This window comes from Rhizobium sp. 25PS6 (assembly GCF_032464655.1).
GTDB classification, from domain to species: Bacteria; Pseudomonadota; Alphaproteobacteria; order Rhizobiales; family Rhizobiaceae; genus Rhizobium; species Rhizobium laguerreae.
In genome coordinates, this window is record NZ_JAWDIV010000015.1 from 90,898 (window position 1) to 113,143 (window position 22,246).

The 22,246-nt window shown below is 62.4% G+C and carries 18 protein-coding genes; 16 read left to right on the forward strand and 2 right to left on the reverse strand.

The window, feature by feature from the left end:
- The first annotated feature begins 1 nt into the window (after position 1).
- Genes ftsL through murB form a run of 10 tightly spaced genes read left to right on the forward strand, consistent with a single transcriptional unit; the run spans position 2 to position 12,432 of the window.
- Positions 2-502, forward strand: coding sequence for a cell division protein FtsL (ftsL, locus tag RWK44_RS21815; protein WP_168284640.1), 501 nt, complete (start codon positions 2-4; stop codon positions 500-502).
- Positions 502-2,262 carry a peptidoglycan D,D-transpeptidase FtsI family protein gene (locus RWK44_RS21820; RefSeq protein WP_316029370.1) on the forward strand — a complete coding sequence of 587 codons (1,761 nt, stop codon included), beginning with the start codon at positions 502-504 and terminating at the stop codon, positions 2,260-2,262. Before ftsL ends, RWK44_RS21820 begins: the two co-directional genes overlap by 1 nt.
- A gap of 6 nt (positions 2,263-2,268) precedes the next feature.
- Positions 2,269-3,789 carry a UDP-N-acetylmuramoyl-L-alanyl-D-glutamate--2,6-diaminopimelate ligase gene (locus tag RWK44_RS21825; protein WP_222060627.1) on the forward strand — a complete coding sequence of 507 codons (1,521 nt, stop codon included), beginning with the start codon at positions 2,269-2,271 and terminating at the stop codon, positions 3,787-3,789.
- Positions 3,786-5,219: a UDP-N-acetylmuramoylalanyl-D-glutamyl-2,6-diaminopimelate--D-alanyl-D-alanine ligase gene (locus RWK44_RS21830; protein ID WP_222060628.1), complete on the forward strand. Its 1,434-nt coding sequence runs from the start codon at positions 3,786-3,788 to the stop codon at positions 5,217-5,219. The genes RWK44_RS21825 and RWK44_RS21830 overlap by 4 nt, the downstream gene beginning before the upstream one ends.
- A 22-nt stretch (positions 5,220-5,241) precedes the next feature.
- The gene (mraY, locus tag RWK44_RS21835; protein WP_131666291.1) at positions 5,242-6,342 is read left to right on the forward strand and encodes a phospho-N-acetylmuramoyl-pentapeptide-transferase; all 1,101 of its coding nucleotides are present in this window, start codon (positions 5,242-5,244) and stop codon (positions 6,340-6,342) included.
- A gap of 7 nt (positions 6,343-6,349) precedes the next feature.
- A complete protein-coding gene (gene murD / locus RWK44_RS21840; protein ID WP_316029371.1) occupies positions 6,350-7,762 on the forward strand; it encodes a UDP-N-acetylmuramoyl-L-alanine--D-glutamate ligase in 1,413 nt (470 codons plus the stop codon).
- 1 nt (position 7,763) lies between these two features.
- Complete coding sequence (gene ftsW / locus RWK44_RS21845; protein ID WP_168288037.1) at positions 7,764-8,918, forward strand: putative lipid II flippase FtsW; 1,155 nt, start codon at positions 7,764-7,766, stop codon at positions 8,916-8,918.
- 6 nt (positions 8,919-8,924) lie between these two features.
- Positions 8,925-10,049, forward strand: coding sequence for an undecaprenyldiphospho-muramoylpentapeptide beta-N-acetylglucosaminyltransferase (murG, locus tag RWK44_RS21850; protein WP_222060630.1), 1,125 nt, complete (start codon positions 8,925-8,927; stop codon positions 10,047-10,049).
- Entirely contained in the window at positions 10,046-11,461 is a 1,416-nt protein-coding gene (gene murC, locus RWK44_RS21855) for a UDP-N-acetylmuramate--L-alanine ligase (protein WP_077978792.1), read from the forward strand. Before murG ends, murC begins: the two co-directional genes overlap by 4 nt.
- Positions 11,458-12,432 (forward strand): UDP-N-acetylmuramate dehydrogenase, encoded by a 975-nt coding sequence (gene murB / locus RWK44_RS21860; protein ID WP_168287799.1) that lies wholly within the window; start codon positions 11,458-11,460, stop codon positions 12,430-12,432. The genes murC and murB overlap by 4 nt, the downstream gene beginning before the upstream one ends.
- A 4-nt stretch (positions 12,433-12,436) precedes the next feature.
- Here murB and RWK44_RS21865 read toward each other — a convergent pair whose 3' ends face one another.
- Together RWK44_RS21865 and RWK44_RS21870 are read right to left on the reverse strand one after the other, a co-directional pair.
- On the reverse strand, positions 12,437-13,366 hold the full coding sequence (locus RWK44_RS21865) for a UDP-glucose 4-epimerase family protein (RefSeq protein WP_168287798.1): 930 nt from the start codon (positions 13,364-13,366) through the stop codon (positions 12,437-12,439).
- Between the two features lie 154 nt (positions 13,367-13,520).
- Positions 13,521-14,834, reverse strand: coding sequence for an MFS transporter (locus RWK44_RS21870; protein ID WP_168284650.1), 1,314 nt, complete (start codon positions 14,832-14,834; stop codon positions 13,521-13,523).
- Between the two features lie 200 nt (positions 14,835-15,034).
- On the opposite strand from RWK44_RS21870, the gene aqpZ reads away from it, so the two are divergent.
- From aqpZ to lpxC, 6 genes are all read left to right on the forward strand, one after another.
- Positions 15,035-15,742: an aquaporin Z gene (gene aqpZ / locus RWK44_RS21875; protein ID WP_348647226.1), complete on the forward strand. Its 708-nt coding sequence runs from the start codon at positions 15,035-15,037 to the stop codon at positions 15,740-15,742.
- Positions 15,743-16,015: 273 nt separating this feature from the next.
- On the forward strand, positions 16,016-16,942 hold the full coding sequence (locus RWK44_RS21880; RefSeq protein WP_017961294.1) for a D-alanine--D-alanine ligase: 927 nt from the start codon (positions 16,016-16,018) through the stop codon (positions 16,940-16,942).
- The gene (locus RWK44_RS21885; protein WP_131628500.1) at positions 16,930-17,862 is read left to right on the forward strand and encodes a cell division protein FtsQ/DivIB; all 933 of its coding nucleotides are present in this window, start codon (positions 16,930-16,932) and stop codon (positions 17,860-17,862) included. The genes RWK44_RS21880 and RWK44_RS21885 overlap by 13 nt, the downstream gene beginning before the upstream one ends.
- Positions 17,859-19,190, forward strand: coding sequence for a cell division protein FtsA (ftsA, locus tag RWK44_RS21890; RefSeq protein ID WP_003561012.1), 1,332 nt, complete (start codon positions 17,859-17,861; stop codon positions 19,188-19,190). The genes RWK44_RS21885 and ftsA overlap by 4 nt, the downstream gene beginning before the upstream one ends.
- Before the next feature lie 55 nt (positions 19,191-19,245).
- Complete coding sequence (ftsZ, locus tag RWK44_RS21895; RefSeq protein ID WP_168323546.1) at positions 19,246-20,988, forward strand: cell division protein FtsZ; 1,743 nt, start codon at positions 19,246-19,248, stop codon at positions 20,986-20,988.
- A 259-nt stretch (positions 20,989-21,247) separates the two neighbouring features.
- Complete coding sequence (gene lpxC, locus RWK44_RS21900; RefSeq protein WP_011652789.1) at positions 21,248-22,204, forward strand: UDP-3-O-acyl-N-acetylglucosamine deacetylase; 957 nt, start codon at positions 21,248-21,250, stop codon at positions 22,202-22,204.
- Positions 22,205-22,246 lie beyond the last annotated feature (42 nt).

Consider the following 22,246-nt stretch of genomic DNA (forward strand, 5'->3'; position numbering starts at 1 on the left):
TATGCTGAAAACGTTCGATCTCGTGCTCATCGGCGTCATGACGGCCACCGCCACCGTGACCTACACGATCAAGCACCGCGCCGAATTGAAGGTCGAGGAGGTTCATCGCCTCGAAGCAGAGATCAAGCTTGAGAAGGACACGATTGACCTTCTCAAGGCCGACTGGGCACTGCAATCGCAGCCGAACCGGCTGGAGCGTCTGGTCAAGGCCTATAATGAAGAATTGAAGCTGCAGCCGACGGAATCGACGGCGCTCGTGCATGCCAAGGAATTGCCGATGCTGAAATCTGAGGTTCCCGTGCCTGACGTGACGGAGGCAAAGGTCAGCGCCAAAGGCGCGACCGTGGCCAGCGCCAAGAGCGCGACCGAGGCCAGCGCCAAGAGCGCGCCAGGCACCAAGGGCGCGCAAGCCACCGCCAAGGCGCAGCCCGTTCCGATGCCCGCGCCGCGCGGCGAGACTGAGGATGCAGACCAGATCGAAACCGGATCGGTGGAGGAATAATGTCGTTTCTTTCCCGCATCATGGTTTTGAAGAGCCAGGCGCATTTCTCCGCCGGCGTCTATAACCGGTTTGGCGGTCCTTCCCCCGCCGGCCTGGCGATCGAGGGGTCGCGCAAGAAGAAATCAGGGCAGGCAAAAAGCCGTGTCGGCCTGCTGATCCTTGGCTTCATGGGCGTCTACGCCGTCATCGGCGGCCGTCTCGTCGAATATGCGATGAAGGACCAGGAGGTCGTCTCCAGCATCCTGCCGCCCGACCGGCTGATGGCCTCGCGCCCCGACATTCTCGACCGCAACGGCGAGGTGCTGGCGACCGACATCCGCACCGTCTCGCTGTTTGCCGAGCCGAACAAGATCGTCGACGCCGACGAGGCGGTCGAGAAGCTTGCAACGGTGCTGCCCGAGCTCGACGTCAGAGACAGTTATAAGAAGCTCTCGGTCAAGACCTCGCATTTCGCCTGGCTGCGCCGGCAACTGACGCCGAAGCAGCAGAGCCAGATCCTGGCGCTCGGCATTCCCGGCATCGGCTTCCGGCCGGAGAAGCGCCGCTTCTATCCGGGCGGGGCGACCGCCGCGCACATCCTCGGTTACGTCAACATCGACAACCGCGGTGTCGCCGGCATGGAGAAATTTATCGACGACCAGGGGCTTGCCGATCTCGCCTCCGTCGGCATGACCAGCGACCAGCCGCTCGAGCCGGTGCGCCTTTCGATCGACCTGCGCGTGCAGAACATCGTTCGGGACGTGGTCGTCAACGCTGTCAACAACTTCCAGGCCAAAGGCGCCGGCGCCGCGATCATCGATGTGCATACGGGAGAAGTGCTGGCGATGGCATCGGCGCCGGATTTCGATCCGAACGATCCGCAGGAAGGCGCCAAGGAGGGTTGGCTCAACCGGATGACCAACGGCACCTTCGAAATGGGTTCTACCTTCAAGACCTTTTCGCTGGCCATGGCGCTTGATAGCGGCAAGGTGAAGATGACCGACAGTTTCGATGCCAGCAAATCGATCTATATCGGCGGTTTCACCATCCACGATTTTCACGGGCAGCGCCGCTGGCTGACCGTTCCCGAGATTTTCCAGTATTCTTCGAATATCGGTACGGCGCGCGTCATCGATATCGTCGGCATCGACGCTCAGAAGGACTATCTCACCAAGTTAGGCCTCTTGACGAAGATGCAGACCGAGCTGCCCGAAGTGAAGATGCCGAGCCAGCCGCGCGTCTGGAAGAAGATCAATTCGATCACGATTTCCTTCGGCCATGGCGTCTCGACGACGGCGCTGCAGACAGGGGTGGCGGCTGCCGCACTCGTCAACGGCGGCAAGCTGATCGAGCCGACATTCCTGCCGCGCACACGCGAACAGGCCGATCAGATCGCCAAGCAAGTTCTTAAGAAGTCGACTAGCGACGAAGTGCGCCATCTCCTCGATTTCAACGGTTACAAGGGATCGGGGCGGGTCGCCCGCGTGCCGGGTTTTGCCGTCGGCAGCAAGACCGGCACGGCGGACAAGGTGGTGAATGGGCGTTACTCCTCGACGCTGAACTTCAACTCCTTCATCTCCGCTTTCCCGATCGATAATCCCCGATATGCCGTTATCACCTTCTGCGACGAGCCAAAAACGGGCGAAAAGCAATATGGCGGAACGCTCTCCGCAGGTACCGCCGGTCCGATCGCCCGCGACATCATCAGCCGCGCGGCCCCTATTCTCGGCATCGAGCCGAAATTCGGGGAGGGCGGATCGGCCTTGCTGGTGTCTTATTGAGTGTGAATGAATATCGACGCCGATTCGCGAGGGGTGAACCGGCTTCAAGAGAGAAAAGTGCATTCGATGAAATTGCGAGACCTGGCCGGAGATCAGTTTCCGGAACTTGAAGCACAGCTCGAAGGCCCGGCAGGCCTGCTTGATATTTCAGGCCTATCTTCGGATAGCCGCAAGGTGGCGCCGGGCAATGTCTTCGTCGCGGTCGCCGGCACCAGGGCTGATGGCGCGGGCTTCATCGTGGATGCCGCCGGCCGCGGCGCTGCCGTCGCGATCGCCGCCCAAGCCGTCGATGCTTCGATCCCCGTGCTGGCGGTCAAGGAGCCGCGTCGTTTCCTTTCCATCGCCGCCGCGCGTTTCCACGGCAGGCAGCCCGACACCATGGTCGCCGTCACCGGCACGGCGGGCAAAACCTCCGTCGCTTCTTTCACCCGGCAGATCTGGGCGTATGCCGGCCACGCGGCCGCGATGATTGGCACGACGGGCGTCGTCTCGCCGACGCGCAACGAATATGGCTCGCTGACGACGCCCGATCCGGTGTCGCTACATGCGCTGCTGGCGGAACTTGCCGGAGAAGGCGTGACACATGCCGCGATGGAGGCCTCCAGCCACGGTCTCGACCAGTGCCGGCTCGACGGCGTCAGGCTTGCGGCTGCCGCCTTCACCAATCTCGGCCGCGACCACATGGATTATCATCCCACGATCGAAGCCTACATGGCCGCCAAGATGCGGCTTTTCGATACGCTGCTGCCGAAGGGATCGCCCGCGGTGATCTTTGCCGACGATCCGTGGTCGGCGCAGGCGATTAAGGCCGCGACCGATGCCGGTCACGACATCCGTACCGTCGGGCGGAAGGGCGATTATCTCTCGTTGAAGCGCGTCGAGCACTTCCGCCACAAGCAGATGGCCGAGATCCATATCGGCGGCGAGATCTTCGAGGTGGACATTCCGCTGGCGGGCGATTTCCAGGTGGCCAACGCGCTGGTTGCAGCAGGGCTTGCCATGTCGACCGGCGTTGAGGCGAAGGTTGCAATGGCCGCGCTCGAGAAGCTCGTCGGCGCGTCCGGCCGTCTCGAACTCGTCGGCCATACAAAAGACGGCGCGCTCGCCTATGTCGACTACGCCCACAAGCCGGATGCGCTGGAAAATGTGCTGGGCTCGGTCAGACCCTTCACTACCGGTCGCGTCATCGTCGTTTTCGGCTGCGGCGGCGACCGTGACCGCGGCAAACGGCCGATCATGGGCGAAATCGCCTGCCGACTTGCCGACGTCGTTATCGTCACCGACGATAATCCGCGTTCGGAGGAGCCGGCCTCGATCCGGGCGGAGATCATGGCGGCAGCAAGCTGCGCCGTGGAAATCGCCGATCGCGCCATGGCGATTCGCGAGGCGGTCGGCATGCTGAGATCCGGCGATACTCTGATCGTCGCCGGCAAGGGGCATGAGGAAGGGCAGACGATCGGCGGCATTACCCTGCCGTTCTCCGATCATGCGGAGGTGCGCAAGGCCTTGGAGGAGTTGAAATCTTGAGCTGGCTCTGGACGACGGAAGACATGATCGCAGCGATGGCGGGGCGCCCTTTCGGCACGCTGCCCGAGGGCATCACCGGCATTTCCATCGACAGCCGCTCGATTACTCCAGGCCAAGCCTTCTTCGCGATCAAGGGCGACCGTGTCGACGGTCACGACTACGCCTCGATGGCGATGGCGAACGGCGCTTCCCTTCTCGTCGTCAGCGAGGCGAGGCTTCCCGCCATGGGCCGCCTGACGGTGCCGATGATCGTCGTGGAAGACGTGCTCGCGGCACTTGGCCGGCTCGGCCTTGCCTCGCGTGAGCGCTCGCGGGCCCGGATCATCGCGGTGACGGGATCTGTGGGAAAGACGACCACCAAGGAAATGCTGCGGCATGTGCTGTCGCCCTCCGGCAAGGTGCACGCCTCCGTCGCCTCCTTCAACAATCATTGGGGCGTGCCGCTGACGCTGGCGCGCATGCCTGAGGATACGGATTACGGCGTCTTCGAAGTCGGCATGAATCATCCCGGCGAGATTCGGCCGCTGGTGGCGATGATCCGTCCCGATGTCGCCATCATCACGACGATCGCGCCGGCGCATCTCGGCAATTTCAAGAACATCAAGGAAATCGCCGCCGCCAAGGCCGAGATCTTCGAGGGGCTCGAACCCGGTGGCCATGTCGTGCTCAACCGCGACAACGACCAGTTCAATTTCCTCGACCGCACGGCGCAGTCGCTCGGCATCGAGCATATCCATTCTTTCGGCCAGCATGCCAAGGCCGAATTCCGGCTCGCAGAATTCAACGGCTCCGACGAGAATTCGACGCTGTGGCTGACGATCGGCGGCGAGACGCTGGAGGTCGCGCTCGGCGCGCCGGGCCGCCATATCGCTGAGAATGCGCTCGCAGCGCTCGGGGTCGTCAGGATCGTCGACGCAGATATGCAGAATGCGATCGAAGCGCTTGCGACGCTGAGGCCGGAAAAGGGCAGGGGCAAACGCCACCGGCTTTCGATCGGCGGCGGCAGCTTCACGCTGATCGACGAGAGCTACAATGCCAATCCGGCCTCGATGCGCGCGGCGATCGCGCTGCTGGCAGCCTCCGAGCCGACCGGCCGCGGACGCCGTATCGCCGTGCTCGGCGACATGCTTGAGATGGGCGAGTATGCGCAAAAGGTCCATACCGACCTTACCGTGCCGCTGCTTGCTGCCGGCATCGAACATGTCTGGCTCGCAGGAGCCGAGATGGCTGCGCTCAAGGAATCGTTGCCGGAAAGCGTCCATGTCGAATATCGCGAGAACACGGACGAATTGACGGATTATGTATTGAACTCGGTCGCGCCAGGCGACGTGTTGATGGTGAAATCGTCTCTGGGCATCGGTTTCGGCAAGATCGTCGCCGCGCTCCTTGACAAGTTCCCGCCATTTGCCGACACGCAACGCGAATTTTGATCGGGTAAACAAGGGGCCCTGAATGCTGATCTGGCTTGTCGAACTGTCGGAATATTTCAAATTTCTGAACCTGTTCAGATATATTACCTTCCGCACGGGGGCTGCTCTCTTCACCTCAGCACTGATCGTCTTCCTGTTCGGGCCGATGATCATCAATTCGCTGCGCATCCGGCAGGGCAAGGGCCAGCCGATCCGCGCCGACGGGCCGCAGACGCATTTCAAGAAGGCCGGCACGCCAACCATGGGCGGGCTGATGATCCTCGCCGGCATCGTCGGCGCGTCGCTGCTCTGGGCCGATCTTTCCAACGTCTATGTCGTCGCCACGCTGCTGGTGACGCTGGGCTTCGGTGCGATCGGCTTCTACGACGATTATCTCAAGGTAACGAAGCAGAGCCACATGGGCTTTTCCGGTAAGGCGCGGCTCGGTATCGAATTTGTCATCGCCGGCATCGCCGTCTATTTCATGATGCGCACCGCCCTTGCCTCGGGGATTGCCGGCTCGACCTTCGGCTCCTCGATCGCCTTTCCCTTCTTCAAGGACTTCATGATCAATATCGGCATCATGTTCGTCGTCTTCGGCGGCTTCGTCATCGTCGGCGCCGGCAATGCCGTCAATCTGACTGACGGTCTCGACGGGCTTGCCATCGTGCCTGTGATGATCGCCGCCGCCTCCTTCGGCGTCATCGCCTATCTCGCCGGCAACGTGGTGTTTGCGAACTACCTGCAGATCAATTTCGTGCCCGGCACCGGCGAACTCGCCGTCGTGCTTGGCGCCGTCATCGGCGCCGGCCTCGGCTTTCTCTGGTTCAACGCGCCGCCCGCCGCCATCTTCATGGGCGACACGGGGTCGCTGGCACTCGGCGGCACGATCGGCACCGTCGCCGTCGCCACCAAGCACGAGATCGTCATGGCAATCATCGGCGGCCTCTTCGTTATCGAGACGCTGTCGGTCATCATCCAGGTCGGTTTCTTCAAGATGACCGGCCGGCGTGTCTTCCTGATGGCGCCGATCCATCATCACTTCGAGAAGAAGGGCTGGACCGAGAGCCAGGTGGTGATCCGCTTCTGGATCGTCGCCGTCGGCCTTGCGATGCTCGGCCTTTCGACGCTGAAGCTCCGGTGAGGCAGCGATGATCCCGGTCACGACGCTCAAAGACAGGAAGGTCGCGCTCTTCGGGCTCGGAGGCTCCGGCTTTGCCACCGCCCGGGCGCTGATATCAGGCGGTGCCGAGGTGACCGCCTGGGACGACAATCCCGACAGTGTCGCCAAGGCCGCTGCCGAAGGCATCAGGACCGAAGACCTGCACAACATCGACTGGAGCCAGCAGGCGCTGTTCGTGCTGTCGCCCGGCGTGCCGCTCACCCATCCGAAACCACACTGGACCGTCGATCTTGCCCGGGCGGCGGGCGTCGATATCGTCGGCGACGTCGAACTCTTCGTGCGCGAGCGCCGTGCCCATGCGCCGGATTGCCCTTTCATCGCCATAACCGGCACCAACGGCAAGTCGACCACGACGGCGCTGATCGCCCATATCCTGAAATCATCAGGCTACGACACGCAGCTCGGCGGCAATATCGGCACGGCGGTGCTGACACTCGATCCGCCGAAGGCCGAGCGTTATTACGTCGTCGAATGCTCCTCCTACCAGATCGATCTGGCGCCGACACTGGACCCGTCTGCCGGCATCCTGCTCAACCTGACGCCCGATCATCTCGACCGTCACGGCACGATGCAGCATTATGCCGATATCAAGGAAAGGCTGGTCGCCGGCAGCGATGTCGCGATCGTCGGCGTCGACGACAGCCATTCGGCGCTGATTGCCGACCGTGTCGAGCGGGCAGGCGTCAAGGTGGTCCGTATTTCGCGCCGCAACGTGCTGGCCGACGGCATCTATGCCGAGGGCACCAAACTCATCCAGGCCGCCGGCGGCGCCATGCTGCCCTTCGCCGATCTCGACGGCATCCAGACGCTGCGTGGCAGCCATAATGCGCAGAACGCCGCCGCCGCCGTTGCCGCCTGCCTCGCGGTCGGGATTTCCGCCGACGACATCCGCACCGGTCTTGCCTCGTTTCCTGGCCTCAAGCACCGCATGCAGCCGGTCGGGCAGCGTCGCCGCGTCGTTTTCGTCAACGATTCCAAGGCGACCAATGCCGATGCCGCAGCGCCGGCTCTTTCGAGCTATGATCGCATCTATTGGATCGCCGGAGGCTTGCCGAAAGCTGGCGGGATCACGACTCTTGCTCCCTATTTTCCCCGCATCGCCAAGGCCTATCTGATCGGTGAGGCGGCGGCGGAATTCGCTGCGACGCTCGGCGAGGCCGTGCCTTACGAGATCTCGGGCACGCTGGAGCGCGCCGTCGCGCATGCGGCCGCCGATGCCGAACGCGACGAAAGCGCTGCTTCGGCCGTGATGTTATCCCCGGCTTGCGCAAGCTTCGACCAGTATAAGAACTTCGAAGTCAGGGGTGAAGCCTTCGTCGGCCACGTGGCAGCGCTTGACGGGATTACGATGCTGATCGGTCCGGCAACAGGAGAGAAATGACATGGTAAGCCGCGCGGAACGTGGGCCTCTGGCCGATTGGTTCTGGACTATCGATCGCTTCTTCCTGGCAATGTTCATCTTCCTGATGGGCATCGGCTTCATGCTGTCGTTTGCGGCATCTCCTGCGGTCGCCGAGCGCATTGGGCTCGAGCCCTTCCACTTCGTCAAGCGCCATGCGGCCTTCATGATCCCTTCCATCGGCGTCATGCTCGGGCTGTCGTTCCTGACGCCACGCCAGGTGCGGCGAACCGCGATCCTGATCCTGATCATCTCGGTCGCCATGATGGTGCTGGTGCTGTTCGTCGGGCAGGAGGTCAAGGGTGGCCGGCGCTGGATCTGGATCGCCGGTCTTTCCATCCAGCCATCGGAATTCATGAAGCCTGCCTTCGTCGTGGTCTGCGCCTGGCTGTTTGCCGAACATGCGCGCCAGCCGGAGATCCCCGGCAATCTCTTTGCCATCATTCTGTTCGGCATCGTCGCGGCCCTTCTCGTCGCGCAGCCGGACCTCGGCCAGACCATCCTGACCACGGCCGTCTGGGGCGGGATGTTCTTCATGGCCGGCATGCCATGGATCTGGATCATGCTGCTCGGCATCGGCGGTGCCGGCGGCCTGCTCAGCGCCTACTACGTCTTCCCGCACGTCGCCGGCCGAATAGACAAGTTCATGACCGGCGAGGGTGATACTTTCCAGATCGACACCGCGCGCGAGGCGATCATTCGCGGCAGCTGGTTCGGCCAGGGACCGGGCGAGGGCATTGTCAAGCGCATCATCCCGGATGCGCATACCGACTTCATCTTTTCGGTCGCGGCCGAAGAGTTCGGCATCGTGTTCTGCATGGCGCTCGTGGCGCTGTTTACCATGCTGGTGCTGCGCGGCCTCTCGCATGCTTATCGCGAGCGCAACGACTTCAACCGTTTCGCTGTCGCCGGCCTGGTGCTGCAGATGGGCATCCAGTCGATCATCAATATCGGTGTCAATCTCGAACTGCTGCCGGCAAAGGGCATGACGCTGCCGCTGATTTCCTATGGCGGCTCGTCTATGGTGGCGATCTGCGTCACCGCCGGCTTCATCCTGGCGCTGACGCGCCATCGACCGGAAAAACGTGCGCAGGACCGGAGCCTCTTCCGCGTCCCGCACGGTTTGCCGGCGGAGTAGAAGACTATGAGCAAAGGCATCGTGCTGCTTGCCGCCGGAGGGACCGGCGGCCATGTGTTCCCGGCGGAAGCGCTGGCCTTCAAGCTGAAGGAGCGCGGCTATTCGGTGCATCTCGTCACGGACAGCCGGGCCGAGCGCTATGCCGGCAAGTTCCCGGCCGAGGAGATCCATATCGTGCCGTCGGCGACGATCGGCTCGAAGAACCCGCTTGCCGTCGCCCGCTCGCTATGGACGCTCTGGAGCGGCATGCGGGCGGCAAAGAAGCTGATCCAGCGGCTGCAGCCGGTCGTCGTCGTCGGTTTCGGGGGTTATCCCACCGTGCCGCCGCTGCTTGCCGCCACCCGGCTCGGCGTGCCCTCGATGATCCACGAGCAGAATGCCGTGATGGGACGCGCCAACAAGGCCTTGGCAACTCGCGTGCAAGCCATTGCCGGCGGTTTCCTGCCGGAGGGAGGCGCTGCCTTTCCGGACAAGACGATGACGACCGGCAATCCCGTCCGCCCGGCAATCATCGCCGCGGCCGAGGTGCCTTACACGCCGTCGCATCCAGGCGAGGCCTTCAACCTCGTCGTCTTCGGCGGCAGCCAGGGCGCGCAATATTTCTCTAAGACGCTGCCGACGGCGATCAGTCTGCTCGACGACGCGTTTCGCGTGCGTCTGCGCATCACTCAGCAGGTGCGTCCCGAGGACATGGAGATGGTCAGCGGCTGCGTCGCCAGACTGGAGATGGATGCCGATATCGCCCCCTTCTTCACCGACATGGCCGAGAGGTTGGCGAGGGCGCATCTCGTCATCTGCCGTTCGGGCGCCTCGACGGTTTCGGAAATCTCCGTCATCGGCCGGCCTGCCATCCTTGTGCCTTACCCGCACGCTCTCGATCACGACCAGGCGGCGAATGCGGCGGCACTCGCTGCGGCCGGTGGGGCGAAGGTGATCGCCCAGTCGGAGCTTTCGCCGGAGAAGATTGCGGCGATCCTGACGGCTGTTATGAACGATCCGGAAAAGCTTGCGCATATGGCGGCGGCGGCGAAACTCGCCGGGAAACCCGATGCAGCGAACTTGCTTGCCGACATGGTTGAGGCTATTGCCGCCAGACGGACAATAGCGGAATTCAAGAGGACACGCGCATGAAACTGCCGAAGACGATCGGTCTCGTCCATTTCATCGGCATCGGCGGCATCGGCATGAGCGGCATTGCCGAAGTGCTGCACAATCTCGGCCACAAGGTGCAGGGATCGGACCAGGCCGACAGCGCCAATGTCCAACGCCTGCGTGACAAGGGCATCGAGGTGTTCGTCGGTCACCGAGCTGAAAACCTGGGTGAGGCCGAAGTCGTCGTCGTCTCGACGGCGATCAAGAAGAGCAATCCGGAGCTCATCGCCGCGCGCGAAAAGCTGCTGCCGGTGGTGCGCCGCGCCGAAATGCTCGCCGAGCTGATGCGCTTCCGCAATGCGATCGCCATCGGCGGCACGCATGGCAAAACGACGACCACCTCGCTGGTCGCCGCGCTGCTCGAAGCCGGTGGGCTCGACCCGACCGTCATCAATGGCGGCATCATCAATGCCTACGGCACCAATGCCCGCATGGGCGAGGGCGAGTGGATGGTGGTCGAGGCCGACGAATCGGACGGCACATTCCTGAAGCTTCCGGCCGATGTCGCCGTCATCACCAATATCGACCCGGAACATCTCGACCATTACGGCAATTTCGACGCCGTGCGCGCCGCCTTCCGGCAGTTCGTCGAGAACGTGCCGTTCTACGGCTTCGGCGTCATGTGCCTCGACCATCCCGAGGTGCAGTCGCTGGTCGGCCGCATCGAAGATCGCAAGATCATCACCTATGGCGAGAACCCGCAGGCCGACGTGCGCTTCAAGAATGTGCGCATCGACGGCACGCGCTCGATCTTCGACGTCGAAATCCGCCGCCGCCGCACCGGCCAGGTGATCGAACTCAAGGGGCTGGTCATGCCGATGCCCGGACGGCATAATATCTCCAACGCGACGGCGGCGATTGCCGTTGCCAACCGGCTCGGCATATCGAGCGCCGATATCGCCAAGGGGCTTGCTTCCTTCGGCGGCGTCAAGCGCCGCTTCACGCTGACCGGCGAGTGGAACGGAGTGCAGATCTTCGACGATTACGGCCATCATCCGGTCGAGATCAAGGCGGTGCTGCGCGCCGCCCGAGAATCCTGCAAGGGCCGCGTCATTGCGGTCCATCAGCCGCACCGCTTTAGCCGTCTTGCGAGCCTGTTCGAGGAATTCGCCGCCTGCTTCAACGATGCCGACAGCATCTTCCTGGCACCGGTCTATGCGGCGGGGGAGGATCCGATCGAGGGTATCGATTCCGTGTCGCTAGTCTCGCGCATAAAATCCGGCGGCCATCGCGACGCCCGCTTTCTAACTTCGGCGGAGCTTCTGCCGCAGATGGTCGCGGAGGTTGCAAAGCCTGGCGATTTCGTGGTTCTGTTGGGGGCTGGGAGCATTACATCCTGGGCAGCGGCACTGCCCAAGCAACTGGAAGGCCTATCGGGAAAGTCCGTATGAAACAGGTGAATGGGGAAAAGCTTCTCGCGTCTCTCGGAGACGGTGTAAAGGATATCCGCGGCCGTATCACGCCGGATGCTCCGATGGACCGCGTCACCTGGTTCAGGGCCGGTGGCCTGGCCGAGCTGATGTTCCAGCCGCATGACGTCGACGATCTCGTCGCCTTCCTGAAGATATTGCCGGAAGAGGTGCCGCTGACGGTGGTCGGCGTCGGCTCCAACATCCTGGTGCGCGACGGCGGCATTCCCGGCGTCGTGCTGCGCCTGTCGGCCAAGGGGTTCGGCTTCGTCGAGCTTGCCGGCGAAAACCGGATTCTCGCCGGCGCCATCTGCCCTGATAAACATGTAGCGGCGATGGCGATGGACAATGGCATCGGCGGCTTCCATTTCTTATACGGTATTCCCGGCGGCATCGGTGGCGCGGCGCGCATGAATGCCGGCGCCAACGGTGTGGAGACGCGGGAGCGGCTGATCGAGGTCCATGCGGTCGACCGCAAGGGCGACAAGCATGTGCTTTCCAATGCCGAGATGGGCTATTCCTATCGTCATTCGACCGCATCCACAGATCTAATCTTTACCTCCGTGCTGTTCGAGGGCTATCCGGAAGAGCGCGCGCAGATCCGCGCCGAGATGGACGCCGTGCGCAACCATCGCGAGACGGTGCAGCCGGTACGCGAAAAGACCGGCGGCTCGACCTTCAAGAACCCGGCTGGTCATTCGGCCTGGAAACTGATTGATGAGGCAGGCTGCCGCGGTCTCGTCATCGGCGGAGCGCAGATGTCGTCGCTTCACTGCAATTTCATGATCAACATGGGGCAGGCAACCGGCTATGATCTCGAATATCTGGGCGAACAGGTGCGTCGCGAGGTCTTCGAAAAAGACGGCATCAAACTCGAGTGGGAAATCAAACGCCTCGGCGTCTTCATGCCCGGCCGTGAGGTGCGTCCGTTCCACGGTGTAACGAGCGAATAACGGTTTACGTCACCGCAAGCTTCAGGCCTTCGCGCGGCGTGACGAGAGGCGACCAGCCGAGCACGTCTCGGGCATGGGATATATCGACCTGCAGGGAACCGCAAAGACGCTGGTAGACTGCGCTCTTTCCCGTGACTCTCGCGCCCATCTGCAACAGCGTTGGGGGGAAGGGGAGCAGCATCGGTTTGACACCTAGCCCTGCGGCAATCCCTTCGATAAGCCCGGGAGTCGAAAGATCTTCTCCATCGCCTGCGAGAAAGGTCTGGCCGGCTGCGCTGGGATGCTTCATCCCGGCGATGATCAGATCGACGAGATTTGGAAGCGCGACTAGTGTCCGTCGGTTCTTCAGCGACGCGAAAGGGAGCGGCATTTTCTTCCGGACAAGTCCGACGAGCAGGGCGAAATTGCCCCGCGCGCCGGGTCCATAAACGAGCGGCGGGCGAATGACCACGACCTCCATGCCTGTTCGGGCGGCGATTTCATGCAGCCCGATTTCAGTTTCCAGCTTCGAGATGCCATAGGGATCGATCGGCATTGGCGTATCGTCATGCCGGAAGGGCCGATCGTTCTCCTCGCCATTGACCTTGATACTGCTGATGAAGACGAACCTTTTTACGCCTGCGCGGGCGGCCTGTGCGGCGAGGTTCAACGTGGCGGCGGTGTTGATCCGGCGAAATTCCGCAAGCGGATCGGCTGCGCGGTCGTTCATGATGTGAACACGAGCGGCGAGATGGACGATGACATCGATACCCTCGAGAACTGCCGCCCAATCGGTTTCGCTCGTTATCTCGATGGGGAAATGCCGCACAGATGTCGGGAAGCTGGCGGCTGCAGATCGCGTCGTCACCGCAAGCTCGGATATCCGCTCTCCATGCAGTCTTTCGACGAGAGGCCCACCGACAAAGCCGGCTGCGCCGGTAATGAGGCATCGCATGATCTGTTCCCCGTTTTGCCGTGAGTGTTCCGGTTACCCGGAAGTGCCCACGGCATCAATAAAAAGCCGCGACGTTAGAGCGCCGTGCGTCCTTCCGGACGCACAAAGGACGCTCTAACACTTTCAATCCTCGCATTTACTTACTGCTCGAGGCTCAGACTTCCTCGCGGCCCGACAGCCGGATGCAGACCAGCGAGATCACTGCCGAGGCGGCGAGGTAGTAGCCGACATAGTCCAGACTATAATGGGTGGCGAGCCAGGTTGCGATATAAGGGGCGAGCGAAGCGCCGAAGATGCCGCCGAGGTTGAAGGTCATCGAGGCGCCGGTATAGCGCACCGTGGTCGGAAAGGGGGCGGCAAGGGCAGCGCCGATCGGACCATAGGTGAAGCCCATCAAGGCGAGGCCGATGATCGAGCACAGGAAGGCGCCTGTGAGACCGCTTGTCAACAGCGTCGCGTAGAAGAAGCCGAAGATGGTGATGGCAATCGTCGTCAGCGTCAGGATGATGCGGCGCGAATAGAGATCGGAGAGCCAGCCGGAGAGTGGGATCGTCAGGCCGAAGAAGACGACGCCGACAAGCTGGACGACCAGGAACTGCTCGCGGGAGTAACCGAGCCCACCCTTTTCCAGAGGTGTCGTACCCCAGGAGAGCGTGAAGACCGTCATCAGGTAGAACAGCACGAAGGTCGCGACGGCGATGAAGGTGCCGAGGATCAGGCTGCGCAGATGGTTACGGAAGACGACCTCGATCGGCACAGCGACGCGTTCGTGCTTTTCGACGGCTTTGCGGAATTCCGGCGTCTCGGCAATCTTCAGGCGGACATAGAGGCCGACGGCGACGAGGGCGAGGCTGGCGATGAAGGGAATGCGCCATCCGTAGTCTAGGAAATCCTCGTTGCTCATCGTTTCCGTCAGGATGAGGAAGAAGCCGGAGGAGAGGATGAAGCCGATCGGTGCGCCGAGCTGCGGGAACATGGCATACCAGCTGCGCTTGCCGGGAGGAGCGTTTTCGGTGGCAAGCAGGACGGCGCCACCCCATTCGCCGCCGAGGCCGAGGCCCTGACCGAAGCGGCAAAGCGCCAGCAACAAGGGTGCTGCGATGCCGATCGCATCATAGCCGGGCAGCATGCCGATCAGCATGGTCGAAAGCCCCATCGTCATCAGCGCGGCGACGAGCGTCGCCTTGCGGCCGATGCGGTCGCCGAAATGACCGAAAATCACGGCGCCGATGGGGCGGGCGAAAAAGGCGATCGAGAAGGTGACCAGCGACTGCAGCGTTGCGGCGTTCGTATCGCTTGCCGGGAAGAAGAGATGCGGGAAGACGAGGACGGCTGCCGTCGCGTAGACGTAGAAGTCGAAGAATTCGATGGTGGTGCCGACAAGGCTGGCGATGAGGACGCGAGCCGGAGAATTGACTTGCGTGCTGTTCGAGACAGGAGTCGGCGATGCGGAGACCGCGTCAGTCATTTTCATTCCAATCAATATTTTTATGAGTCGCCTTGGGAGGCTTGGCGGGTCTTAACGCAATTTCAGGTCTGAGAAAACGTCTCCTCGCGCCGCACGTACCGCATCTCCACCCGTTTCTCGATCCTTGCGTGAAGCTTGCCGCGGCAATGGCCGCGCGCTTGACCGGAATCAAATTGTAACGGATTCATTTAAACTCTTGGTTGAGGTTAAAGGAGGCGAGCATGCAAAAGAGTCTAGTTGCTGAGTTTCTCGGCACGTTCTGGCTGGTGTTCGGCGGATGCGGCAGTGCCGTGCTGGCCGCGGCCTATCCCGAGCTTGGAATTGGTTTTGTTGGCGTGGCCTTTGCGTTCGGTCTGACCGTGCTCACCATGGCCTATGCCGTGGGCGGCATTTCGGGCGGTCATTTCAACCCCGCCGTCTCGCTTGGCCTTACGGTTGCCGGACGGTTTCCGGCGGCGCGTCTCGTTCCCTATATCGTCGTGCAGGTTGTCGGCGCCATCGCCGCGGCGGCGCTGCTTTATCTCATCGCCAGCGGCAAGGCGGGTTTCGAACTCGGCGGATTTGCCGCCAACGGATATGGCGATCATTCCCCGGGCGGTTATTCACTGCTTTCGGCGCTGCTGATCGAAGTGCTGCTGACCATGTTCTTCCTGATCATCATCTTGGGGTCGACCAGCAGTCGGGTGCCTGCGGGCTTCGCGCCGCTTGCGATCGGCCTCGGGCTGACGCTGATCCATCTCGTTTCTATCCCCGTGACGAATACCTCGGTCAATCCGGCGCGTTCCACCGGCCAGGCGCTTTTCGTCGGCGGCTGGGCGCTGCAGCAGCTCTGGCTGTTCTGGATTGCGCCGCTTGCGGGTGGGGCGCTCGGCGGGCTTGTGTGGAAGTTCCTCGACGACGCCGACTGACTGCAAGAAACTAATCTATCCCATTGAGCCCGCGCGGTTTTTCCGTGCGGGTTTTTCTATTTTCGCGGATCGGCGACATCTTCGATCTGGCAATCGCGAAGAAGAGAAGGTTAAAAAATCAGGGGCGCGGCAAGACGAAGTTAACGAAAGTAAACACTTCATTAACCATAATGATGCTCTAATGCACCCAGGTCGGACAAAGGCCCGAAACGGCGCAGACAGCTTCGCGCAAGCGTCGATTTCGAAAATAGAAGTTATTTTTTGGGGGTGTTGATGAGTCGCAAGCATGTCGCTGTCCTGATGGGCGGATTTTCCTCGGAAAGGCCTGTCAGCCTTTCCTCGGGAAAGGCTTGCGCAGAAGCTCTCGAAGCGGAGGGCTTCGACGTGACGCGCATCGACGTGGCGCGCGACGTTTCCGAGAAACTCGCCGCGCTGAAGCCCGATGTCGTCTTCAATGCGCTTCACGGCCCGTTCGGCGAGGACGGCACCATTCAGGGCATCCTCGAATATCTCGAAATCCCCTATACGCATTCGGGCGTGCTTGCCTCGGCGCTGGCGATGGACAAGGACAAAGCGAAGCTCGTTGCCGCCGCCGCCGGCATTCCGGTGGCCGAATCGCAGGTGGTAAACCGTTTCGCCTTTCCCTCGACGCATCCAATGAAGCCGCCCTATGTGGTGAAGCCCGTCCGCGAAGGGTCGAGCTTCGGCGTCGTCATCGTCACGGAAGATCAGGCGCATCCGCCACAGATCGTCAGCTCGCCTGAATGGCGTTACGGCGAGGAGGTGATCGTCGAGCGCTATGTTTACGGTCGCGAACTCACCTGCGGCGTCATGGGTGAAACTCCCCTCGGTGTCACGGAAGTGGTGCCGCAGGGACACAATTTCTATGATTACGACTCCAAGTACGCGGCAGGTGGTTCAAAACACGTCATCCCCGCGAAAATTTCACCGAATATTTACCAAAAAATACAAACATTGTCCCTAAGGGCGCATCAGGCAATCGGTTGTCGCGGCGTCAGTCGGTCCGACTTTCGTTACGACGATCGTTTCTCCGAAGACGGCGAAATCATCTGGCTGGAGGTCAATACCCAGCCAGGCATGACTCCAACCTCGCTCGTGCCCGAAATGGCCGGTCATGCCGGCTATTCATTTGGTCAGTTTCTCCGGTGGATGGTGGAGGACGCGTCTTGTTTGCGTTGACGGTCAAGAGGATTGGGCGCCCCAGCCATCATGCCGTGCTTCCGATTGTGGAAGCCGAAGAGCGGTTCGTGCTGCCGCGCCCGCTGCGCCGGGTCACGCGCTTCCTGATCAGCCTCTGCAGTGGCCGAATCTACATTCCCGTTCATACGGGCACGGTCTCGGCGCTCGCTTTCTTAGGCGCGACGGGGCTTTACGGCATGTCGCTCGGCGGCCACACGGAAGCCGTGGCGCAGGCGACGACGACGGCCGCGGGTTTTGCGATCGAGGACGTCAAGGTCTCCGGCAATTCGGAGACCTCCGAAATCGAGATACTGCAGTTGATCGGCCTTGACGGCACGACCTCGCTGGTCGCCCTTGACGTCGATGCCGCCCGCAGGAAGATCGCGCATCTTCCCTGGGTCGAAAATGTCGAGGTCCGCAAGATTTATCCGAAGACGATCGAGGTGAAGCTCAAGGAACGTCAGGCCTATGCGATCTGGCAGCACGGGCAGGAGCTTTCCCTGATCGAGAAGAACGGCAGCGTCATTGCGCCGCTGCGCGACAACAAGTTTTCGGCGCTGCCGCTCGTCGTCGGCCGCGATGCCGAAACGGCGGCGGCTTCGCTCGACGAAGCCTTCTCGAAGTGGCCCGACGTGAAGGCCCGCGTGAAGGCCTATGTCTGGATATCCGGCCGTCGCTGGGACCTGCATATGGACAACGGCGTCGTCGTCAAGCTGCCGGAAGACGGTATCGACCAGGCACTGGCGACGCTTTCGAAGTTCGACAGGGAGCATCAGCTCCTGGAGCGGGACATTGCCGCAGTCGATCTCAGGCTGGCCGACAGAACCGCGATCCAGCTGACGCCGGAGGCGGCGATCCGCAGGCAGACGGCAGTGACGGAGCGTACGAAAGAATTGAAGAAGGCGGGGCAGAATATATGAGCTTGTTCGGTTCATCCCATTTCGGATTGCCGCGCCTGAAGCCGCTTTCGTCGAAGCGGTCACATGTCGTTTCGGTGCTCGACATCGGTTCGACCAAGGTAGTCTGCATGATCGGCCGGCTGACGCCGCGCGAGGAAAGCCAGATCCTGCCGGGCCGCACGCACAATATCGAGATCATCGGCATCGGCCACCAGCGTTCCCGCGGCATCAAGACCGGCGTCATCGCCGATCTCGACGCGTTGGAAGGCGTCATCCGCCTTGCGGTCGACGCGGCCGAGCGCATGGCCGGGCTGACCGTCGAAAGCCTGATCGTCAACCTGACGGCCGGCCGTCTCGGCAGCGATATCTACACCGCGACAATCGATCTTGGCGGCCAGGAAGTCGAGCTCAACGATCTGAAGAAGGTGCTGTCGGCCGCCTGCCAGCAGTCGCTGCGCCAGGACCGTTCGGTGCTGCACTCGCTGGCGACCGGCTTCTCGCTCGACGGCGAACGCGGCATCCGCGATCCGCTGGCGATGTATGGCGATGCGCTCGGCGTCGACATGCATGTCGTCACCGCGGAGCGCTCGGCGCTGAAGAACCTCGAGCTTAGCGTCAATCGTGCGCATCTGTCGGTCGAGGGCATCGTTGCTACGCCCTATGCATCGGGCCTTGCGGCTCTCGTCGACGACGAGGTCGAGCTCGGCTGTGCGGCGATCGATATGGGCGGCGGCACGACGACGATCTCGGTGTTTGCCGAAGGCAAGCTCGTCCATACGGATGCAGTCGGCCTCGGCGGCCATCACGTCACCACCGACCTGGCGCGCGGCCTTTCGACCCGCATCGAGGATGCGGAGCGTCTGAAGGTCGTGCATGCCTCGGCGCTTTCGAATTCCTCCGACGAGCGCGAGTTGATCTCGATCCCGCCGATCGGCGAGGACGATCGCGACCAGCCGTCGCAGGTTCCGCGGGCGCTGGTCTCGCGCATCGTATCGGCCCGTATCGAGGAGACGATGGAACTGATCCGCGACCGTATCCAGCGCTCCGGTTTCAGCCCGATCGTCGGCAAGCGCGTCGTGCTGACCGGCGGGGCGAGCCAGCTGACCGGCCTTGCCGACGTGGCGCGGCGCATTCTTGCCCGCAACGTCCGCATCGGCCGCCCGATGGGCGTCTCGGGGCTGCCGACGGCGGCCAAGGGCCCGGCCTTTTCGACGGCCGTCGGCCTGATGATCTATCCGCAGGTAGCGGACATGGAGACACATGCGTCACAGAGCGGTCTGCTCATGTCGCTTGGGGGAAATAACAGTCGCATAGCCCGCATGGGCCAGTGGCTGAAGGAAAGCTTCTGAAATTGCGTAATTGGCCGGCGTGGCGATGCGGCCAGAGAGAGAAGGAACAGGTACCATGACCATCAAGCTGCAAAAGCCTGACATCACAGAGCTGAAGCCGCGCATCACCGTGTTCGGCGTTGGCGGCGGTGGCGGCAATGCCGTCAACAACATGATTACCGCCGGCCTCCAGGGCGTCGACTTCGTCGTCGCCAACACGGATGCGCAGGCGCTGACGATGACGAAGGCCGAGCGCATCATTCAGCTCGGCGTCAACGTCACCGAAGGCCTCGGTGCCGGCTCGCAGCCGGAAGTTGGCCGCGCGGCCGCCGAGGAGTGCATCGACGAGATCGTCGATCACCTGAACGGCACGCATATGTGCTTCGTCACCGCCGGCATGGGCGGCGGCACCGGCACAGGTGCTGCCCCGGTTGTCGCACAGGCGGCCCGCAACAAGGGCATCCTGACGGTCGGCGTCGTCACCAAGCCGTTCCATTTCGAAGGCGGGCGCCGTATGCGCCTGGCCGAGATGGGCATCCAGGAACTGCAGAAGTCTGTCGATACGCTGATCGTCATTCCGAACCAGAACCTCTTCCGCATTGCCAACGACAAGACGACGTTCGCCGATGCCTTCGCCATGGCTGACCAGGTTCTCTATTCGGGCGTTGCCTGCATTACCGACCTGATGGTCAAGGAAGGCCTCATCAACCTCGACTTCGCCGACGTCCGCTCGGTGATGCGCGAGATGGGCCGCGCGATGATGGGCACCGGCGAAGCTTCCGGCTCCGGCCGCGCGCTGCAGGCCGCAGAGGCTGCGATCGCCAACCCGCTGCTCGACGAAACCTCGATGAAGGGCGCTCAAGGGTTGCTGATCTCCATTACCGGCGGTCGCGACCTCACGCTCTTCGAAGTCGACGAAGCCGCGACCCGCATCCGCGAGGAAGTCGATCCTGACGCCAACATCATCCTCGGCGCCACCTTCGACGAATCGCTCGAAGGCATCATCCGCGTCTCGGTCGTCGCAACCGGCATCGATCGGGCGATGAACGAAGCCGCCGAGCGGAACTTCCAGCCGACCGCAAGGCCTGCTATCCGTTCCTCCGCGGCTGTTGCTCCGGCAGCGGCCGCAGTTCAGCCTGCCCCCGTCATGCAGGCACCGAAGGCCATGGATCCGATCGCGCAGACCATCCGCGAAGCCGAGATGGAACGCGAGCTCGAAATTCCGGCCCCGCGTGCTGCCGCACCGCTGCAGCAGCCGGCGGCACAGCAGGAAACCTTCCGTCCGCAGAGCAAGATCTTCGCACCTGCACCGGAAGCTCCGGCAATGCGTCCTCAGGTGCAGCAGCAGGCTCCGGCGCCGGTGATGAGCCAGCCGATCCAGCAGCCCGTCCAGCAGCAGCCCGTCCAGCAGCAGCCGGTGCAGCAGCAGCCCGTCCGGCAGGAGCCGACCATCCGTCAGGCGCCCGAACCGATGCGCATGCCGAAGGTCGAGGATTTCCCGCCCGTCGTTCAGGCCGAACTCAACCACCGCACGCAGTCGGCGTCCGCGCATGCGGCGGAAGAGCGCGGTCCGATGGGGCTGCTCAAGCGAATCACCAATTCGCTTGGCCGCCGCGACGACGACGCCGTTGCCGCCGATATGACCGCCGCACCGCCGGCCGCTTCGCAGCAGCGCCGTCCGCTGTCGCCGGAGGCAAGCCTCTACGCACCGCGTCGCGGCAACCTCGACGACCAGGGCCGCGCGGTTCCGCAGGCCCGGATGATGCAGGAAGACGACCAGCTGGAAATCCCGGCATTCCTGCGTCGCCAGTCAAACTGAGGCCGTGCTTCGGCCTCTCATGCCCGGGATCGAGGTCCCGGGCATTGCTGTTTTTTCGCCCGTGATTCGCAAATGATTTCAATCGCGTGACTTCGTAACAAAGCGAAAGAAACAGTGATTTGGATTGGAGCGCCGGCGCACGTAAGTATGGTGCAACGAAACGGCCCCAGGAGACCTTTTGACAGGCTCCGGCTGCAGAATAAATGATGACCGCGCCGATCGGACAGACCGCCGGTGCGGAAGAATAAAGGCAGAATTTATGGCGATTGGCTTGCTGGGTTTTCAAACGACGGTATCGCGTCCCGTGACGCTTTCGGGCATCGGGGTCCATTCGGGCGCTGACGTTTCGATCACCCTGAACCCGGCCGAATCGGGCACCGGCGTCGTTTTCCAGCGCCTGCATGACAATGGCGATATCACCGAACTCAAGGCCGTTTCCTCGCAGGTCGGTAACACCGACCTCTGCACCGTGCTCGGCTTCTCGCCCGCCCATTCGGTTGCGACGATCGAGCATGTCATGGCCGCCGTCTATGCGCTCGGCCTCGACAATGTGGTGATCGAGGTGCAGGGCTCCGAAATGCCGATCATGGATGGCAGCTCGCTGCCCTTCGTTGAGGCGATCGAGCAGGTCGGTCTCGTCTCGCTCGGCGTCAAGCGCCGTTATATCCGCATCACCAAGCCGGTGCGAATCGAGCATGGCGGCTCCTGGAGCGAATTCCGCCCCTATGACGGCACGCGCTTCGAAGTCGAGATCGATTTCGATTGCCCGCTGATCGGCCGGCAGAAGTGGGCCGGCGACATGACCGCCGCCGTCTTCAAGGCCGAGCTTTCCCGCGCCCGCACCTTCGGGTTCATGCGCGATGTCGAACGTCTCTGGGCGTCGGGCCACGCGCTCGGCTCTTCACTCGAAAATTCCGTCGTCATTTCGGACGACAACACCGTCATCAACGTCGAAGGACTGCGTTACGCCAAGGACGAATTCGTCCGCCACAAGACGCTCGACGCCGTCGGCGATCTGTCGCTTGCCGGCGCCCAGTTCATCGGCTGCTACCGTTCTTATCGCGGTGGTCACAAGATGAACGCCAATGCGCTGAAGGCGCTGCTCGCCGATTCCTCCGCCTACGAGGTGGTCGAGACGTCGACGCCGCGCCAGCGTGTCGCTGCCCGCGAACTGATCGCAGTCAGCGCTTCGGAATTCGCTCCCTGGTCGGCATGACCTCCAGCATATTCTCAAGACCAGGCCGCCTCTTTCCCGGAG

Coding starts and splice junctions, on each gene's coding strand:
- murC (WP_077978792.1), top strand. CDS start 10,046: ATGAAACTGCCGAAGACGATCGGTCTCGTCCATTTCATCGGCATCGGC.
- RWK44_RS21865 (WP_168287798.1), bottom strand. CDS start 13,366: ATGCGATGCCTCATTACCGGCGCAGCCGGCTTTGTCGGTGGGCCTCTC.
- RWK44_RS21820 (WP_316029370.1), top strand. CDS start 502: ATGTCGTTTCTTTCCCGCATCATGGTTTTGAAGAGCCAGGCGCATTTC.
- ftsL (WP_168284640.1), top strand. CDS start 2: ATGCTGAAAACGTTCGATCTCGTGCTCATCGGCGTCATGACGGCCACC.
- murB (WP_168287799.1), top strand. CDS start 11,458: ATGAAACAGGTGAATGGGGAAAAGCTTCTCGCGTCTCTCGGAGACGGT.
- RWK44_RS21825 (WP_222060627.1), top strand. CDS start 2,269: ATGAATATCGACGCCGATTCGCGAGGGGTGAACCGGCTTCAAGAGAGA.
- mraY (WP_131666291.1), top strand. CDS start 5,242: ATGCTGATCTGGCTTGTCGAACTGTCGGAATATTTCAAATTTCTGAAC.
- murD (WP_316029371.1), top strand. CDS start 6,350: ATGATCCCGGTCACGACGCTCAAAGACAGGAAGGTCGCGCTCTTCGGG.
- RWK44_RS21870 (WP_168284650.1), bottom strand. CDS start 14,834: ATGACTGACGCGGTCTCCGCATCGCCGACTCCTGTCTCGAACAGCACG.
- ftsW (WP_168288037.1), top strand. CDS start 7,764: ATGGTAAGCCGCGCGGAACGTGGGCCTCTGGCCGATTGGTTCTGGACT.
- murG (WP_222060630.1), top strand. CDS start 8,925: ATGAGCAAAGGCATCGTGCTGCTTGCCGCCGGAGGGACCGGCGGCCAT.
- ftsA (WP_003561012.1), top strand. CDS start 17,859: ATGAGCTTGTTCGGTTCATCCCATTTCGGATTGCCGCGCCTGAAGCCG.
- RWK44_RS21880 (WP_017961294.1), top strand. CDS start 16,016: ATGAGTCGCAAGCATGTCGCTGTCCTGATGGGCGGATTTTCCTCGGAA.
- lpxC (WP_011652789.1), top strand. CDS start 21,248: ATGGCGATTGGCTTGCTGGGTTTTCAAACGACGGTATCGCGTCCCGTG.
- ftsZ (WP_168323546.1), top strand. CDS start 19,246: ATGACCATCAAGCTGCAAAAGCCTGACATCACAGAGCTGAAGCCGCGC.